At 64.6% G+C, this 16,869-nt stretch carries 12 protein-coding genes; 2 read left to right on the plus strand and 10 right to left on the minus strand.

Features of this window, described 5'->3' with window-relative positions; translation table 11 throughout:
- Positions 1–34 precede the first annotated feature (34 nt).
- The 7 genes from QA649_RS24495 to QA649_RS24525 form a co-directional block, all read right to left on the minus strand.
- Entirely contained in the window at positions 35–2,269 is a 2,235-nt protein-coding gene (locus QA649_RS24495; protein WP_283019440.1) for a tetratricopeptide repeat protein, read from the minus strand.
- Entirely contained in the window at positions 2,266–4,503 is a 2,238-nt protein-coding gene (locus tag QA649_RS24500; RefSeq protein ID WP_283019441.1) for a tetratricopeptide repeat protein, read from the minus strand. Before QA649_RS24500 ends, QA649_RS24495 begins: the two co-directional genes overlap by 4 nt.
- 131 nt (positions 4,504–4,634) lie before the next feature.
- On the minus strand, positions 4,635–6,875 hold the full coding sequence (locus tag QA649_RS24505) for a tetratricopeptide repeat protein (RefSeq protein WP_283019442.1): 2,241 nt from the start codon (positions 6,873–6,875) through the stop codon (positions 4,635–4,637).
- 100 nt (positions 6,876–6,975) lie between these two features.
- Positions 6,976–7,713 carry an amino acid ABC transporter ATP-binding protein gene (locus QA649_RS24510; protein WP_018641857.1) on the minus strand — a complete coding sequence of 246 codons (738 nt, stop codon included), beginning with the start codon at positions 7,711–7,713 and terminating at the stop codon, positions 6,976–6,978.
- Positions 7,714–7,724: 11 nt separating this feature from the next.
- Complete coding sequence (locus QA649_RS24515) at positions 7,725–9,245, minus strand: amino acid ABC transporter permease (protein WP_283019443.1); 1,521 nt, start codon at positions 9,243–9,245, stop codon at positions 7,725–7,727.
- A complete protein-coding gene (locus QA649_RS24520; protein WP_283019444.1) occupies positions 9,242–10,447 on the minus strand; it encodes an ABC transporter permease subunit in 1,206 nt (401 codons plus the stop codon). The genes QA649_RS24515 and QA649_RS24520 overlap by 4 nt, the downstream gene beginning before the upstream one ends.
- 21 nt (positions 10,448–10,468) lie before the next feature.
- Entirely contained in the window at positions 10,469–11,485 is a 1,017-nt protein-coding gene (locus QA649_RS24525) for an amino acid ABC transporter substrate-binding protein (RefSeq protein WP_283019445.1), read from the minus strand.
- A gap of 380 nt (positions 11,486–11,865) precedes the next feature.
- Between QA649_RS24525 and metC the strand changes: the two genes are divergently transcribed.
- Positions 11,866–13,050 (plus strand): cystathionine beta-lyase, encoded by a 1,185-nt coding sequence (gene metC / locus QA649_RS24530; protein WP_283019446.1) that lies wholly within the window; start codon positions 11,866–11,868, stop codon positions 13,048–13,050.
- Between the two features lie 133 nt (positions 13,051–13,183).
- Complete coding sequence (locus QA649_RS24535) at positions 13,184–14,875, plus strand: Na/Pi cotransporter family protein (RefSeq protein ID WP_283019447.1); 1,692 nt, start codon at positions 13,184–13,186, stop codon at positions 14,873–14,875.
- 9 nt (positions 14,876–14,884) lie between these two features.
- On the opposite strand, the gene QA649_RS24540 is transcribed toward QA649_RS24535, so the two are convergent.
- The 3 genes from QA649_RS24540 to QA649_RS24550 all read right to left on the minus strand — a co-directional run bounded on the left by QA649_RS24540 (position 14,885) and on the right by QA649_RS24550 (position 16,869).
- Entirely contained in the window at positions 14,885–15,223 is a 339-nt protein-coding gene (locus QA649_RS24540; RefSeq protein ID WP_018641850.1) for a lipid-A-disaccharide synthase N-terminal domain-containing protein, read from the minus strand.
- A complete protein-coding gene (locus QA649_RS24545) occupies positions 15,220–15,957 on the minus strand; it encodes a glycosyltransferase family 2 protein (protein ID WP_283019448.1) in 738 nt (245 codons plus the stop codon). The genes QA649_RS24540 and QA649_RS24545 overlap by 4 nt, the downstream gene beginning before the upstream one ends.
- 66 nt (positions 15,958–16,023) lie before the next feature.
- Positions 16,024–16,869 (minus strand): phosphatase PAP2 family protein, encoded by an 846-nt coding sequence (locus QA649_RS24550; protein WP_283019449.1) that lies wholly within the window; start codon positions 16,867–16,869, stop codon positions 16,024–16,026.

Below are 16,869 nucleotides of genomic sequence, written 5' to 3' on the forward strand. Positions count from 1 at the left end.
CGCAGTTTGAGGCGTTCGCTTTGGCTCGCCCGGGTCAGGCGCCCTCGCCGCCCTGCGCGGCTGCGGCACAATAGTCGCGCCAGAACCGGCGGTAAGCCGCTTCAACCTCGCGCGTATAGACCTCGACATTGCCGGCGGACGACGCCGCGATCCGAGCCGGCAAATCCGCGCGCAGCTTCGCCAAAGCAGCAGGCTGCGCCGCGAATTTGCGCGCGATCGCGGCATAACCCTCGTCGTCCTCGGCGACCCAGTCATTGAGACCGACGGCGGCCACGATGGAGCCGCCGGCGCGGGACGAGGCGCCATGGCCGAGCTTGGCGACGACAGGAACGCCCGCATAGAGAGATTCCCAGGTGCTGACGCCACCGTTTTGCGGGAACGTATCGAGGGAGATGTCGACTTTCGCAAAGGTCTGCAGATGTTCCTGGCGCGGGGTCGAGCCCAGGCAGATGACGTTGTCCTCGGCAATGCCCTGCGCCACGAAACGTGCAAGGAGGCCATCGCGCACCAGGGCATCGTCGAGCAGGGTATGCTTGATCATGATCTTCGATCCCGCCACCTCGCGCATCAGATTCGACCAGACGCGGATGGCCGCGTCCGAGATCTTGTTGACGCGGTTGAACACGCCGAAGGTCACATGGCCGTTGCGGAGCATCGGAAGCTCCGAAGACGGCACATCCAGGATGGGATCGACCGTGATCAGGCACGGCAGGTCATGGACTTTCTCGGCCAGCAGATGCCGCGCCGATTGCGGAACGAAGACGGGATCCGCGAGCACATAGTCCATGGTCCGAAGGCCCGTGCCGGTCGCGTGCCCGAAGCCCGTGACCTGGATGGGGGCCGGCTTCCGTGCGAAGACGGGAAGCCGGTTGCCGGTCGAGTGCCCGGACACGTCGATCAGGATATCGACCTTGTCGGCCTCGATGCGATCGGCCAGCTCGTCGTCCGAAAGCTGCCAGGCGTCGACCCAGACGTCCGCCAACGCCATGAATTTAGCGGTCATCTCGTCGCGCGACGGCGAGCACGAATAACAGATGATCTCGAACTTGGCGTGGTCATGACGGCTCAGCACCGGAAGCAGCGCGAACGCCGCCGAATGGTACCAGAACTCGGCAGCGACATAGCCGATCACGATCCGCCTGTCGGGATCGAGCTGCCGGGATGACAGCAGCCTTTGCGGCACCCTGGCGGCGACCGTTTCGCCCCAATATTTTCGCGCGGCCTGCTGGACCGCGAAATCGGCATCGGGGAGGAAGTCGAGAAAGTAGATCTTCCGCGCGATCAAGTCCGGATCCGGTGCAATGGCCAGCGCGGCGTCGAGATGCTCGATCGCGGCGGCGATCTCGCCCTGGTTGGCGAAACAGGCGCTCAGCAGCGCGAGCGCGATCGCAGAGCGCGGATTTTCCTCGAGCAACGTCTTGCAGGCCAGGATCGCCTGCGCGGTTTGCCCCATGCCCAGCGCGACTTCGGCCTTGCCGCGCAAGGCCACTTCGAGCTTCGGCGCGAGCGCAAGCGCTGCGTCGAAATCCGCCGCCGCCTGTGCCGGCCGCAACCGTGCAAGATTGAGCCGTCCGCGGTGCGCCAGGACCTTCGGCGAACCGGGCCTGATCGCCAGCGCCGCTGCGAGCGCGGCTTCCGCCTCGTCGTAGTGCTTGAGCTCGAGACTGACCACGCCCTTGCCGACGAGCGCTTCCGCGTGACGCGGCTGAAACAGCAGCGTGCGCTCGAAGCTTTGCCTGGCGCGGTCGAACCGGCCCAGCGCCAGCTCCGCCAGGCCGCGATTGCAGAGCGCATCGGCATAGTCGGGCTTCAGCCCGACGGCGCGATCGTACATCTCGATGGCCTGCTCGGGCAGGTTCATCTGCAGCAAGGTGTTGCCAAGGCCGGCCAGCGCCGGGGCAAAATTCGGCTTGAGCGCGATTGCCTTCTCCTGGCAGGCGCGGGCCGCATCATATTTCTGCAGGGCGAAGTACACACCCGCAAGATTGCTATGGGCCTCATGCGAGCGTGGATCGATCGCGATCGCGCGTTCGAGCAGTTGCTGCGCCTCCTCCAGACGGCCGCCCTGTTGCAGGCACAGGCCCAGGAAATGCGTGGCGTCGAAATGGTCCGGAATGGCCTGCAGGATCTGGCGGCAGAGCGCGTCGGTCTCCGCATACCTGCCCTGGTCGTAGGCGCTTGCCGCGGCGGAGATGACGGCGTCCGCCTGCTTCTTCAACTTCTTTTGCAATCGCGCATTCTGGAATGCGCGTGCGCCGGCGCTGCTCAAGACGTCTCTCCGGAGGCTGCGGCACAATATTCGCGCCAGAACTTGCGATAGCCAGCTTCGAGCTCGCGCGTGTAGATCTCGACATTGCCGGCGGGCGACGCTGCGATCCGGGCCGGCAAATCCGCGCGCAACTTCGCCAGAAGCGCGGGCTGCGCGGCAAATGTCTTGGCGATCTCGATATAGCCCTCGTCATGCTCGGCGACCCAATCGCCGAGACCGACGGAGGCCACGATCGAGGCGCCGGCGCGCGAGGAGGCGCCGTTGCCGAGCTTGGCCACGACGGGAACACCCGTGTAGAGCGACTCCCAGGTGCTGATGCCGCCATTTTGCGGGAACGTATCGAGGGAAATATCGACCTGGCCGAAGGCCAGCAGGTGGTCGTTGCGCGAGGTGGTGCCGAGGCAGGTGATATTCTCCTCGGCGATGCCCTGCGCCACGAAGCGTGCGACGAGGCCGTCGCGTAGCAAGGGATCATCGAGCAAGCCATGTTTCAGGACGATCCTCGATCCCGGCAGCTCCCGCATCAGGCGCGACCACACGCTGATCGCGTGATCCGATATCTTGTAGATGCGGTTGAACGCGCCGAAGGTGACGTAGCCGTTGCGGAGCATCGGCAGCTCGGACGGCTGAATATCGGAGACTGGCTCCATCGTGATCAGGCACGGCAGATCGTGGATCTTTTCGGCAAACAGATGCCGAGCCGGTGGCGGAATGAAAATGGGGTCCGCGAGCACATAGTCCATGGTCTGCATGCCCGTGCCCGTCGCGTGTCCGAATCCGGTGGCCTGGATGGGAGCCGGCTTCCGCGCGAACACCGGCAGCCTGTTTCCGGTCGTGTGGCCCGAAACGTCGATCAGGATGTCGACGTTGTCGGCCTCGATGCGATCGGCGAGTTCGTCGTCCGAAAGCTGCCAGGCGTCGACCCAGACGTCTGCCAGTTCCTTGAACCGGGCGGTGTACTCGTCTGCTCCCGGCCAGGAGTAGTAGCAGATGATCTTGAAGTTGGCATGGTCATGGTGGCGCAGCACCGGCAGCAGGGTGAGGCCCGCTGAGTGTTGCCGGAATTCGGCAGCGACATAGCCGACCACAATCTGCTTGTCCGGATCGAGTGGCCGCTTCGGCAGCTTCCGCCGCGGCAGCTTGGAGCCGATCAAGTCCCACCAATCTCGTCGCACCGCCTGCTGGAGCGCGAAATCGGCTTCGGCGCGGTAGTCCTGCAGGAAGATCTTTCCGCGGATCGCATCCCCATAGTCCGGGCGGATCGCCAGCGCGCGATCGAGATACTCGATCGCGGCGTCCATCTCTCCCTGGTTCGAATAAGCGAAGCCCATCAGCGCCAACCCCATCTCGGAGCGCGGATTTTGCTCGATCAAGGCCGTTGCGGCCGCCATCGCCTGCGCGGTCTTTCCCATCACGAGGCACGCCTGTGCCTTGCCCCGGAGAGCCAGTTCGAGCTTGGGCGAAATCGCAAGCGCCGCCTCGAAATCCGCAAGCGCCGGCTCCAGGTGCTGCAGCTCGTAACTGAGCCGCCCACGCTGGGCGAGGATCCTCGGCGCGCCCGGCTTGATCGCCAGCGCCATGGCAAGCTTGGCTGCCGCCTCCTCGTGGTGCCGCAGTTCCGTGCAGACCATGCTGCTGCCGACGATGGCCTCGGCGTGACGCGGCTGAAACAGCAGGGCGCGATCGAAACTCTCCTTGGCGCGCATGATCTGTCCAAGCACGATCTCGACCATGCCGCGATTGCAGAACGCATCGGCATAGTCCGGCTTGATCTTGATTGCGCGCTCGTGCAGCTCGAGCGCCTGTTGGTACTGCCCCAGATGCATCAGCGTATTGCCGAGGTTGGTCAGCGCCACCGCGAAATTCGGCTTCAGCGCGATGGCCTTCTCCTGGCACCGCCGCGCCTCCTCTAAATTGCCGAGGTCGAAATGCACGGTTGCGAGGTTGTTGTGGGCATCGTGCAGACGCGGATCGAGTGCAATCACGCCCTCGAGCAGCTCCTTCGCCTCCTCCAGGCGCCGGCCGTCATGCGCGCACATGCCGAGCAGGTGCATGGCGTCGACATGATCCGGAAGCGCCTTCAGGATCTCACGGCAGAGCGCCTCGGTCTCGGCATATTTGCCCTGGCCATAGGCGCTCGCCGCGGCGGAGAGCACGGCGTCCACCTGCTTCTTCAATTTCTTCTGCAATCGCGCGTTCTGGAATGCGCGCGCGCCGGCGCCGCTGCTCTGCAAGGTTGCTCTCCGGAGGATGGCCCGCTGAGAGTCTAGCTGATTCGCAAGCCTGGCCATCCGGCCGGCTCGACCGGCAATGCCCCCGGGATTTCCCGGTGTTCACCTATGGTCATGCGGCGCAGCCGATCTGCCTACGCAACCTCACCGCTCCCCGAGGCAGACGCACAATAGTCGCGCCAGAACTGGCGATACCCCGCCTCGACCCTGCGCGTGTAGATCTCGACATTGCCGGCGGCAGAATTTGCAATCTGGGCCGGCAATTCCGCGCGCAGCTTGGCCAGATGGGCTGGCTGGCCGGCATATTTGATCGCGATCGCGGCATAGCCCTCGTCGTCCTCGGCGACCCAGTCGTCGAGACCGATGGCCGCCACGATCGACCCGCCGGCCCGCGCCGAGGAGCCGCTGCCGAGCTTGGCGACAACAGGCACGCCCGCATAGAGGGATTCCCAGGTGCTGATGCCGCCGTTTTGCGGAAAGGTATCGAGCGAAATGTCGACCTCGGCAAAGGCGCGCAAGTGCACGTTGCGCGTCGTCGAGCCCATGCAGATGATGTTCTCTTCGGCAATGCCCTGTGCCACGAACCGCGCGATCAGGCCGTCACGCAGCAAGGGATCGTCGAGCAGCCCGTTCTTGATGACGATCTTCGATCCCCTCACCTCGCGCATCACCTTCGACCACACCCGGATCGCCTCGTCCGAGATCTTGAGGATGCGGTTGAACACACCGAAGGTCACATAGCCGTTGCGGAGCATCGGAAGCTCCGAAGGCGGCACGTCCAGGATCGGATCGATCGTGATCAGGCACGGCAGGTCATACACCTTTTCGGCCAGCAGATGGCGCGCCGATTGCGGAATGAAGACCGGGTCCGCCAGCACATAGTCCATGGTCTGCAGGCCCGTACCGGTGGCGTGCCCGAAGCCCGTGACCTGGATGGGAGCCGGCTTCCGCGAGAACACGTGGAGCCGGCTGCCGGTCGTATGCCCGGACACGTCGATCAGGATATCGATGCCGTCGGCCTGGATCCGGTCGGCCAGTTCGTCGTCGGACAGCTGTGCGACATCGACCCAGTCGTCTGCGAAAGGCTTGAATCTCTCGGTCATCCCGTCCTGCAACGGCCAGCAGGAATAGCAGACGATCTTGAACTTGGCGTGATCGTGATGGCGCAGCACCGGCAACAGGGTGTACGCCGCCGAATGCTGCCTGAATTCGGAAGCGACATACCCGATCACGATCTGTCTGTCCGGATCGAGATCGCGCGGTGCCAGAGTCCTTTGCGGAAGCTTGGCGCCGATCTGATCCCACCAATATTTTCGCGCCGCCTGCTGGACCACGAAATCGGCCTCCGGCAGGTAATCCAGCACGAAAATCTTGTATCCGATGGCCTCGGGAAAGTCCGGCGCGATCGCCAGGGCCGCATCGAGATATTCGAGCGCCGTCGGGACGTCTCCCTGGTTCGCATAGCAAGAGGCCAGGAGCGACATGCCTGCCTCGGATTGCGGATTGACCTCGAGCAGGGTCTTGATGCGCGCCATCGCCCCCGCCGTGTTCCTCACGAAAAGGTCGACTTGCGCTCTCCAGCACAGCGCGAGCTCGTTCCGCGGCGATTGCGCCAGGGCGGCGTCGAAATCCGCGGCCGCCTGCTCCAGCCGGTACAGGGTCATGTGGAGCCGTCCGCGCTGCACCAGAATTCTCGGCGACCCCGGCTTGAGCGCGAGCGCAGCGTCGAAGGCGGCTTCCGCCGCCTCGAAGTGCCTGAGCTCGAGGCTCACCATGGCCTTGCCGGCGATCGCTTCCGCATGAGCCGGCTGAAGCGACAGGGCGCGATCGAAGTTCCTCCCGGCGCGCTCGAACTGGCCGATCATCAGTTCCGCCATGCCGCGGTTGCAGAATGCGTCGGCATAGTCCGGCTTCAGCCTGATGGCGCGCTCGTGCAGTTCGATCGCCTCCTTGGCCTGGCCGAGGTGCAGCATCGTATTGCCGAGATTCGTCAGGGTGATCGTACAATTCGGCTTCAGCGCAATTGCCTTCTCCTGGCACGCGCGGGCGTCCTTGAATTTCTCGAGCGCGAAATACACAGCCCCGAGATTGCTGTGCGCATCGGGCGAACGCGGATCCAGCATGGTCGCGCGCTCGAGCAGGAATTGCGCGTCCTCAAGCCACCCGCCGTCGAACGCGCGCAGGCCGAGCAGGTGCGTGGCGTGGAAATGATCCGGAACCTCTTTCAGGATCTCGCGGCAAAGTGTCTCGGCCTCGTCAAGCCTGCCCTGCCCCAACGCCTCGATGGCGAAGGACATGACGGCGTCCGCCTGCTTCCTCAACTTCTTCTGCAATCGCGCGTTCTGGTAGGCGCGCGCGCCGAGACTGCTCTGCAAGGTTTCTCTCCGGAGGATGGTCCGAAAAGAGCCAAGCCGATTCGCATGGTGCCAAGCTTGCGTGCCGGTCAGGCCGGCGCGGCCGCCGGACTGCAGCCGCTCACCGCAGAATTTGGCTCAGGAACAGCTTTGTGCGGGCGTGCTGGGGACTGGCGAAGAACTCGTTCGGAGTGTTGGCCTCGATGATCTGGCCGGCGTCCATGAACACGACGCGGTTGGCGACCTCGCGGGCAAACCCCATCTCGTGGGTGACGACCAGCATGGTCATGCCTTCCTCGGCGAGGTCGACCATGGTGTCGAGCACCTCCTTGACCATCTCGGGATCGAGCGCCGAGGTCGGCTCGTCGAACAGCATCACCTTGGGGTTCATGGTCAGGGCCCGGGCGATGGCGACGCGCTGCTGCTGGCCGCCGGACATCTGGCCCGGAAACTTGTTGGCCTGGTGCGGGATCTTGACCCGCTCCAGGAATTTCATCGCGGTCTCCTCGGCGTCCTTCTTGGGGATGTTGCGCACCCAGATCGGCGCCAGCGTGCAGTTGTCGAGCACTGTGAGATGCGGGAACAGATTAAAGCTCTGGAACACCATGCCGACCTCGCGGCGCACGGCGTCGATGTGCTTGAGGTTGGGCCCGAGCTCGATGCCGTCGACGACGATCTCGCCCTCCTGGAATTCCTCCAGCGCATTGATGCAGCGAATAAGCGTCGACTTGCCGGAGCCTGAGGGACCGCAGATCACGATGCGCTCGCCCTTCTTGACCTCGAGGTCGATGTCGCGCAGCACGTGGAATTCACCGTACCATTTGTTCAGGCCGGAAATCTTGACGATGGGGTCGGACATGATGGCCTCGATCAGTTGCGGCGGTGGGCGTTGAGGCGATGCTCGACGAACAGCGAGTAGCGCGACATTCCAAAGCAGAAGATGAAGTAGACGATCCCGGCGAAGGCAAATCCGGTGAACGCCGTGGATGGCGTCGACCATTTCGGATCCGAGAACGAGGCGCGAAGCGAGCCCAGGAGGTCGAACAGCGCCACGATCGAGACCAGCGAGGTGTCCTTGAACAGCGAGATGAAGCTGTTGACGAGGTTCGGAATGACGTGGCGCAGCGCCTGCGGCAGCACGATCAGCGAGGTCGTCTTCCACCAGGACAGTCCGAGCGCCGCGGCGGCCTCGCCCTGCCCGCGCGGGATCGCGGCAAGTCCGCCGCGGACGTTCTCGGCCTGGTAGGCTCCCGTGAACAGCGCGATCCCGATCAGCGCGCGCACCAGGCCGTCGACGGTGAAATTGCCGGGAAGGAACAGCGGCAGCATGTAGGTGGCGAAGAACAGCACCGTGATCAGCGGCACGCCGCGCCAGAACTCGATGAAGGCGATCGAGAAGATCCGGATCAGCGGAATGGTCGAGCGGCGGCCGAGCGCGAGCGCGATGCCGATCGGCAGCGAGGTGACGATGCCGGTGACGGAGACCACCAGCGTCACCAAGAGCCCGCCCCACAGATTCGTCAACACAATCGGCAGCCCGCCATGGTCGAGCCCCATCAGCTTGATGACGATGGCAATGGCGACGAAGGTTGCGAAGCTCGACGCGAGAGCGCGCCAGCCAGTCCGCAGGCCGCCTCCGAGAAAGAAGGCGATCAGACAAATGACCACAGTGGTAACAGCGAAATCGGTCCAGACCGCCTGCCCCGAGGCCTGGATCTGGTCACGCAACCAGGTGAGCGGAAAGATCAGCCAATGAATGGCAGTGCCGACCAGCACGATGAGATTGCCGACGACCCACAACAGCGGCGCGATGGCCGAGGTCTTGCTGAGATTGAGCAGCACCTGACCGGCGCCGATGATGCTCTCGTCGAACAATTGCAGCAGGCCGGCCGTCCAGCTCAGGCCGAAGCCGGAGATGCCGCCGCCACGCAGCAGGAAGAATGCGACGACCGGAAACGCGAAGAAGAACAGGCCGGCGCTGAGGCCCTTCGCCGGCAGGCGCGGAACGAGCAGCGGCACCAGCAGGAGCGCCGCCAGGACGAATGTGAGGTTGACCCGCCAGCGCTCGGCTTCGGGATAGAAGCCGTAGATCAGTTGCGGCAGCTTGGCCTGGATATAGGGCCAGCAGGCACCGACCGCGAAGCCGGCGTTCTCGGTCAGGCAGGCCGTGCGGTCATTGCCGCTCCAGACCGCATCGACCATCAGGAATCTCACGCTGGGAACGATGGTGAACCAGAGCAGCAAGGCGCCGAGGATCGTGAGCAGGATGTTGGTCGGCGAGTTGAACAGGCGGGTCCGCACCCAGCCGACGAAGCCGGTCGTCTTCACCGGCGCGGGACGCTCGTTCACCAGATCGTGCCGGACGAAGGAGGATGAGGGGATATCGGTCATGCGCCAAGGCTCCGGCTGACGCGCCAACCGTAGACGCTCATGACGGCGCTGGTGACCAGGGAGATCAGGAGATAGACGCCCATCGTCATCGCGATGATCTCGATCGCCTGCCCGGTCTGGCTCAGCGAGGTGCCGGCGAACACGGAGACGAGGTCAGGATAGCCGATCGCGACCGCCAGCGAGGAGTTCTTTGTAAGATTGAGATATTGGTTGGTCAGCGGCGGCACGATGACGCGCATGGCCTGCGGCACGACGATCAGCCGGAGTGTGGCGCCGCGGCTGAGGCCGAGCGAGGAGCCCGCCTCCATCTGCCCCTTGTGCACCGACAGGATGCCGGCACGCACGATCTCCGCGATGAAGGCGGCGGTATAGGTCGACAGCGCCACGGTCAGCGCGACGAATTCCGGGATGATCCGCGAGCCGCCGGCGAAATTGAACCCCTTGAGCTGCGGCAGCTCGAAGGTGAAGGGCAGACCGAACACCAGCATCGTGGCCAGCGGAAGCCCGAACAGCAAGGCCAGCACAGAGGGCCAGATGCGGATCACCTGCCCCCGCTCAAACAGCGCTCGCCGGGCGTAAAAGCGCAAGCCCAGCGAGGCGACGATACCGAGGGCCAGAATCGCCAGGAACGGCTCGAACCCGCTCTCGCCGATCGGACGGGGAATGACGAGGCCGCGATTGCTGATGAAGGCGATGCCGAGCAGCGAAATGCTCTGCCGCGGATTGGGCAGGGCCGCAAGCACCGCCAGGTACCAGAACAGGATCTGGAACAGCAGCGGCAGGTTGCGGATGATCTCGACATAGATCTCTCCGACGCGCGACAGCAGCCAGTTGGGCGACAGCCGGCACAGCGCGACGATGAAACCGAGCACGGTGGCGATGACGATGCCGACCACCGAGACTACGAGCGTGTTCAACAGCCCGACCACGAACACGCGCAGGAACGTATCCGAGCCGGTGTAGGAGATCAGGGTCTGGTTGACGTCGAAGCCGGCATTGTTCCGCAGGAAGCCAAAGCCGGCGGCGATGTGCTGGTTCTCGAGGTTGGCGCGGGTGTTGGAGACGATTTCATAGGCAATCCAGCCGAGGATCGCCGCGAAGGCAAACTGGACGACGATGCCGTTCCAGCCGGACTTGCCCCCCAGAGCGCGCCTGATCTTCAGCGCGATCTGGGGTGGCGGTTTACGGGCCTCGGTGCTCATCGCCGCCGCGGATCGTGCAGATCAGCGGATCGGCGGCGCGTACTGAAGACCGCCCTTGTTCCAGAGATTGTTGAGGCCGCGATTGATCGCGAGCGGCGAGCCCGCGCCGACGTTGCGGTCGAACACCTCGCCGTAATTGCCGGTAGCCTTCACGATCCGCACCACCCAGTCCTTGGTCAGGCCGAGCTGCTCGCCGAAATTGCCGTCGCTGCCGAGCACGCGCTTCAGCTCCGGATTTTCCAGCTTGGCCTTCTCGTCGACATTCTTCGAGGTGATGCCGAGCTCTTCGGCGGTGACGAGCGCGAACAGCGTCCATTTCACGATGTCGAACCACTGGTCGTCGCCGTGGCGCACCATCGGGCCGAGCGGCTCCTTCGAGATGATTTCGGGGAGCACCATGTGGTCGTTGGGATTGGCGAGCTTGAGGCGGTTGGCGTAGAGGCCCGACTGGTCGGTGGTGAAGACGTCACAGCGGCCGGCTTCATAGGCCTTGACCGTTTCGTCGTTGGTGGCGAACGCGATCACCTCGTACTTCATGTTGTTGGCCTTGAAGTAGTCGGCCAGATTTTGCTCGGTCGTGGTGCCGGTCTGGACGCAGACCGAGGCGCTGTTGAGTTCGAGCGCCGAATTCACCTTGAGCGACTTCTTCACCATGAAGCCCTGCCCGTCATAATAGGTCACGCCGGTGAAATTGGCGCCGAGCGAGGTGTCGCGCGAGATGGTCCATGTCGTGTTGCGCGAGAGCACGTCGACTTCGCCGGATTGCAACGCCGTGAAGCGATCCTTGGCGGACAGCGGCACGAACTTGATCTTGGTCGGATCGTTGAAGATGGCGGCAGCGACGGCGCGGCAGAGGTCCACGTCGATCCCGGTCCAGTTGCCCTTGTCGTCGGGCGAGGAGAAACCCGGCAGGCCCTGGCTGACGCCGCAGGACAGCGTGCCCCGGTCCTTGATGGTCTTGAGCGTTTGCGCATCGGCAGCCTGGGCAGACAGGCCGGCGGCAAGAGCGAGAGTGAGAGCCAGGGGTACGCGTTTCATGGGCTATAGGCCTTTCAAGGTCGTCTCAAGGTCAGGAATGTTGTCTCAGGATCGTCTCTGCCAGGGGTAGCCTTGCAAGAGTCATGCTGGGAAACCTTGCCGAACACTCGCCGATCCCGGGAGGCCATACCTTAATCCCCGCCGCACGCGCCCGCCATGATGGCCGTGGCGCCAGGTCCGGTCAGACGATGGATCGAAGGTCGCGGCAGGCCCCTCAACATGCGGCGACTGAATAGCACCTGCGCATCACAGAACGACTGGCGAGCCGGGTCAAGGGGTTGACGGGACTCTTCTGTGTTCTGTTATTAACGACAGCGGCCTTTCGGCCGGCCCGCACGGCGCAAGGCGCCCGGCGGAAACGCGGTTTTGAAAGCAGACGCATGGATTCCTCGCACCCCTCCCAGCAACAGGCCGAGACCCGGCTGGTCACCTCCGGCCGCGACACCAAGGCGCAGAAGGGGTTCGTCAATCCGCCGGTCTTCCACGGCTCGACCGTGCTTTATCCGACCGCCGAGGATCTGCATGCCCATCGCGGCGAGTTCACCTATGGCCGCCACGGTTCCCCCACCACCAAGGCGTTCCAGGAGACGCTGATGGCGCTGGAGGGGCCGCAATGCGCCGGCGTCGGCATCGTGCCGTCCGGCCTGGCGGCGATCTCCACCACCCTGCTCTCGGTGCTGAAGACCGGCGACCACATCCTGGTCTGCGACAACGTCTATCGGCCCTCGCGCAATTTCTGCAACGGCATGCTGACCCGCTATGGGGTCGAGACCACCTATTTCGATCCGCTAATCGGCGCCGGCATCGACAAGCTGTTCAAGCCCAACACCCGCGCGGTGCTGGTGGAGGCGCCTGGCTCGCAATCGTTCGAGATGCCCGACATTCGCGCCATCGCCGAGGTCGCGCATGCGCGCGGCGCGCTCGTCATCGACGACAACACCTGGGCGACGCCGCTCTATCACCGCTCGCTCGAGCAGGGTGTCGACATCTCCATGCAGGCCGCCACCAAATATATCGGCGGTCACTCCGACATCATGTTCGGCACCATCTCGGCCAACGCCAAGGCTTGGCCGCAGATCGCCGAGGGCATCCGCCTGCTCGGCGTCTGCGCCGGACCCGATGACGTCTTTCTGGCGCTGCGCGGCCTGCGTACGCTGTCAGTGCGTCTCGCGCAGCATCATCGTTCGGGCCTCGATATGGCGCGTTGGCTCGCTGCAAGACCGGAGGTCGCGCGCGTGCTGCATCCGGCGCTCGAAACCGATCCCGGTCATGCGATCTGGAAGCGCGACTTCACCGGCGCTTCGGGCCTGTTCAGCATCGTGCTGAAGCCGGCGCCGCAGAAGGCCGTCGACACCATGCTCAATACGCTCAAACTGTTCGGCATGGGCTTTTCCTGGGGCGGCTTCGAGAGCCTCGCGATTCCCTTCGACTGCGACGCCTATCGCACCGCGACCAAGTGGGCGCCGGGCGGCCCGACTCTGCGACTCCACATCGGCCTCGAGAGCACCGACGACCTCAAGGCCGATCTCGATCGCGGCTTCGCTGCCCTCACGACGGCAATGTGAGCCTGCTCACAAGGCATTGCGGCGCGGGAACGAGCAACCGGCGCAAACGTTAACGCCGATGCGCCAACAAATGGTTTGATCCTCAAGCATTTGGCGCTAGCCTCACCAATCGACTCCAATCCGGACACGGAGCATGGGTACGTTGGTTCTGCTCGATCTGATGGGCGGCGTGGCGCTGTTGCTGTGGGGCCTGCACATGGTCCACAGCGGGATTTTGCGCGCGTTCGGCCCCGACCTGCGGCGGCTGCTCGGCAGGGCGCTGGGCAACCGCATCAGCGCATTTGCGGCCGGCCTCGGGCTCACCGCGCTGCTCCAGAGCAGCACGGCGACCGCGCTGATCACCTCTTCGTTCGCGGCCGAGGGCCTCGTCAGCCTCGCCGCGGCGCTCGCGATCATGCTGGGCGCCAATGTCGGCACGACGCTGATCGTGCAGGTGCTTTCGTTCAACATCGCCGCCGTCGCACCCGTCCTGTTCGTGCTCGGCCTCGTGGCCTTCCGCTCGGGACCGCGCTCGCGGATCAAGGACATCGGCCGCGTCTGCATCGGCCTCGGCTTGATGCTGCTATCGCTGCACATCCTGCTCGACACGCTGGCTCCGGCTGAGAGCGCGCCCGGCGTCCGCGTCATGATGTCGGCGATCACGAGCGATCCTGTCCTGTGCATCGTCATCGCGGCGCTCGTCACCTGGGCGGTGCATTCGAGCGTCGCCAGCGTGCTGCTGATCATGTCGCTGGCCTATTCGCAGTTCATCACGCCTTATGCCGCGCTGGCCCTGGTGCTGGGCGCCAATCTCGGCAGCGCCATCAATCCCGTGTTCGAAGGTGCCAGGCGCGACGATCCCGCGAGCTATCGCCTGCCGGTCGGCAATCTCGTCAATCGCGTGGTCGGGATCGCGCTCGTCCTGCCGTTCCTGAACGTCATCGCCGCGCACATGCATGCCTGGCAGCCGGATCTTGCGAAGATGACGGCGGCCTTTCACATCGCCTTCAACGCCGGCACAGCCATCATCTTCATCGGATTGCTCGACACCATGTCGCGCCTGCTGACGCGGCTGCTGCCCGATCGCGTGCAGGAGACCGACCCGGCCCGGCCGCGTTATCTCGACGAGAGCGCGCTTGAGACGCCGTCGCTGGCGCTGACCGACGCCGCCCGCGAAGTGCTGCGCATGGGCGATCTCGTCGAGATCATGCTGCGCAAGGTGATGGCCGCGATGATGACCGGCGACCGCGCACTGGTCGACCAGGTCTCGAAGATGGACAATGCCGTCGACGGTCTCGACGAGGCCATCAAGCTCTACGTGACCAAGCTCATGCGCGGCAGCCTCGACGAGAGCGAGGGACGGCGCGCGATGGAGATCGTCTCCTTCGCCATCAACCTCGAGCATATCGGCGACATCATCGACAAGAGCCTGAGCGAGCTCGCGACCAAGAAGATCAAGCGCCGCTTCCAGTTCTCGGCCGAGGGCGCCGAGGAGCTCGCCGCCTTCCACAAGCGCACAATGGAATCGCTGCGGATCGCCTTCGGCGTCTTCATGTCGGGCGATGCCAACGAAGCGCGCAAGCTGCTGGTGGAGAAGACCACGCTGAAGAACACCGAGCTCGCCGCCGTCGAGCGCCATCTCGACCGCCTGCGCGAGGGTCGCCCCGAGACCATCGAGACGACCTCGCTGCATCTCGACGTGCTGCGCGATCTGCGCCGCATTCACTCGCACATCTGCTCGGTCGCCTATCCCGTGCTGGATGCGGCCGGCGAGCCCTATCGCAGGACCGAGGCGGAGACGGCCGCCCTGCCCGCCTCAGGCGCGGCATCAGTGCTGCCGCGCTAGCATCCGCGGTCAGCGCTCCAGCGTCTTCGAGGCGCGGCCGCGGTTCTTGACGATCAGCATGATGTTGCGGATGTAGATGATGGTCGCGAGCGACTGGCCGAGGATGATCACGGGCTCGCGCTTGACGACGCCATAGACCAGCGTCATCAGCCCGCCGCCCATCGAGCAGAACCAGAACGCCATCGGCACCACGCTGTTGCCGGCGCGCTCGCTCGCGATCCACTGCACCAGAAAGCGCGCGGTGAAGAACAGCTGAGCGACGAGACCGAACGCGAGCCAAAAGTCGAACTTGGCGACGAAGACGTCGTAGAGATAGTTGCTCAGCGCCTGACCGTATTGAATGATCATGCGTTCACCTCAGTCACATCTGGTGTCGGCTTCTTGCGGCGGATCAGCCACCACACGCCGGCGAGATCCATGATGCCGATCCAGAGCCGGTCAAAGAAACCGTAGTTGGACACGCCGGAACGGCGCGGACGGTCGATCACGTCGACATAGGCGATGTCGTAGCCCTCGCGGCGGACCAGCGCCGGCAGGAAGCGATGTAGTCCATCGAAATAAGGCATCATCAGGAACACATCGCGGCGGAACGCCTTCAGTCCGCAGCCGGTGTCGCGCGTGCCGTCCTTCAGGATCGCGTTGCGGACCCTGTTCGCCACGCGCGACTGGAATTTCTTGAAGCCGGTATCCTTGCGCCCGACGCGCTGGCCCGCGGCAAGACCGACCCGCCCCGCCCCTTTTTCCACTGCAGCGATCAGGTCCGGCAGGAAGGCCGGATTGTTCTGGCCGTCGCCGTCGAGGGTTGCCACGATCACCCCACGCGCGGCGCGTACGCCGCTGCGCACCGCAGCCGACTGGCCGCCCGATCTGCTGTGGCGGAGCTGACGCAGATTGCTCCGCTGCGCCATGATGGCCTTGAGCCGCTCGCCGGTCACATCCGTCGAGCCGTCATTGACGTAGATGATCTCGTAATCCCAGCGGCCGTCGAGCGCCGTCGTGATCTCCTCGATCAGGGGCGCGATGTTGTCGGCTTCGTTGCGCACGGGAACGACGATGGAAACCGATGGCTGGGACGTCGACAAATCGAGACTCGTGGTTGGAATTGGCCTGCCCCTCGGGGAACCGGCGGCCCCGGCAGGCAGCCGCTTTTATGGGGCGGATGCCCCGCGGGCAACCCTTTTGAGGCGCCCTGTGGCCGGCCCCGGAAGCGGCACGATGGTGCCGTCGGCACGGATGGCAAAGGCGAGCCGGCGCGCCGCAAACCAGTAGCGCACGGTCATGGCGCCGACGATGCCCACCAAGGCACCGGCCGTGACGTCGCTCGGGTGATGCGCGAGTAGCACGAGCCGAGTCAGCAGGATCACGATTGCGTAAGTGAACATGAACACCCGCAGCCGCGGCCAGAGTGCGGAGACCGCAAACGCCAGCGCGAACGCCGTGATTGCATGGCCCGACGGCAGGCTGGCATAGGCTCCCGTCCCCTCGAACGGGATGAAATTGAACGGATCGGCCTTGCCGCCGACGAACGGACGTCCTCGGCCGATGAGATATTTCAGGATTTCGCCGACGAACACGGAGACGGCAACGGACAGAAACAAAAACTGGAGCCGCGTGCCCAACCCCAGCAGCAATGTGCGTCGAGTGCCGTGAAGCCCCGCCGCGACGAGCGCCACGGCCACGAGCGCGACGCCCAGCACCGAAAGCACGTACTCGTCCTTGCCGAAATCGGTGAGGATGCGGATCGGCCACAGGCTTGGCGTGCCGCGCACCGGCATCAACTGGATCTCGGTCAAGTCGAACGCCAGCATCAGCGCGATGACCAGGGCCGCGCCCGCCATGCTGAGCCACAGCGAGTGCCGTGCCAGCTTGCGTGCGGCCTCGGCGCGGCGCGAATGCGACGGCGAGCGCACGAGTTGTGCCAGCGCACGTCCCGACACCGTGAGTAGTTGCGCGGGATAGCCCGGGCGCGGTGCGATATTTGTCGGGGCCGACAT

This window comes from Bradyrhizobium sp. CB1717 (assembly GCF_029714325.1).
Taxonomy (GTDB): Bacteria; Pseudomonadota; Alphaproteobacteria; order Rhizobiales; family Xanthobacteraceae; genus Bradyrhizobium.

Coding starts and splice junctions, on each gene's coding strand:
- QA649_RS24510 (WP_018641857.1), bottom strand. CDS start 7,713: ATGTCCGACCCCATCGTCAAGATTTCCGGCCTGAACAAATGGTACGGT.
- QA649_RS24515 (WP_283019443.1), bottom strand. CDS start 9,245: ATGACCGATATCCCCTCATCCTCCTTCGTCCGGCACGATCTGGTGAAC.
- QA649_RS24520 (WP_283019444.1), bottom strand. CDS start 10,447: ATGAGCACCGAGGCCCGTAAACCGCCACCCCAGATCGCGCTGAAGATC.
- QA649_RS24525 (WP_283019445.1), bottom strand. CDS start 11,485: ATGAAACGCGTACCCCTGGCTCTCACTCTCGCTCTTGCCGCCGGCCTG.
- metC (WP_283019446.1), top strand. CDS start 11,866: ATGGATTCCTCGCACCCCTCCCAGCAACAGGCCGAGACCCGGCTGGTC.
- QA649_RS24535 (WP_283019447.1), top strand. CDS start 13,184: ATGGGTACGTTGGTTCTGCTCGATCTGATGGGCGGCGTGGCGCTGTTG.
- QA649_RS24540 (WP_018641850.1), bottom strand. CDS start 15,223: ATGATCATTCAATACGGTCAGGCGCTGAGCAACTATCTCTACGACGTC.
- QA649_RS24550 (WP_283019449.1), bottom strand. CDS start 16,869: ATGTCGGCCCCGACAAATATCGCACCGCGCCCGGGCTATCCCGCGCAA.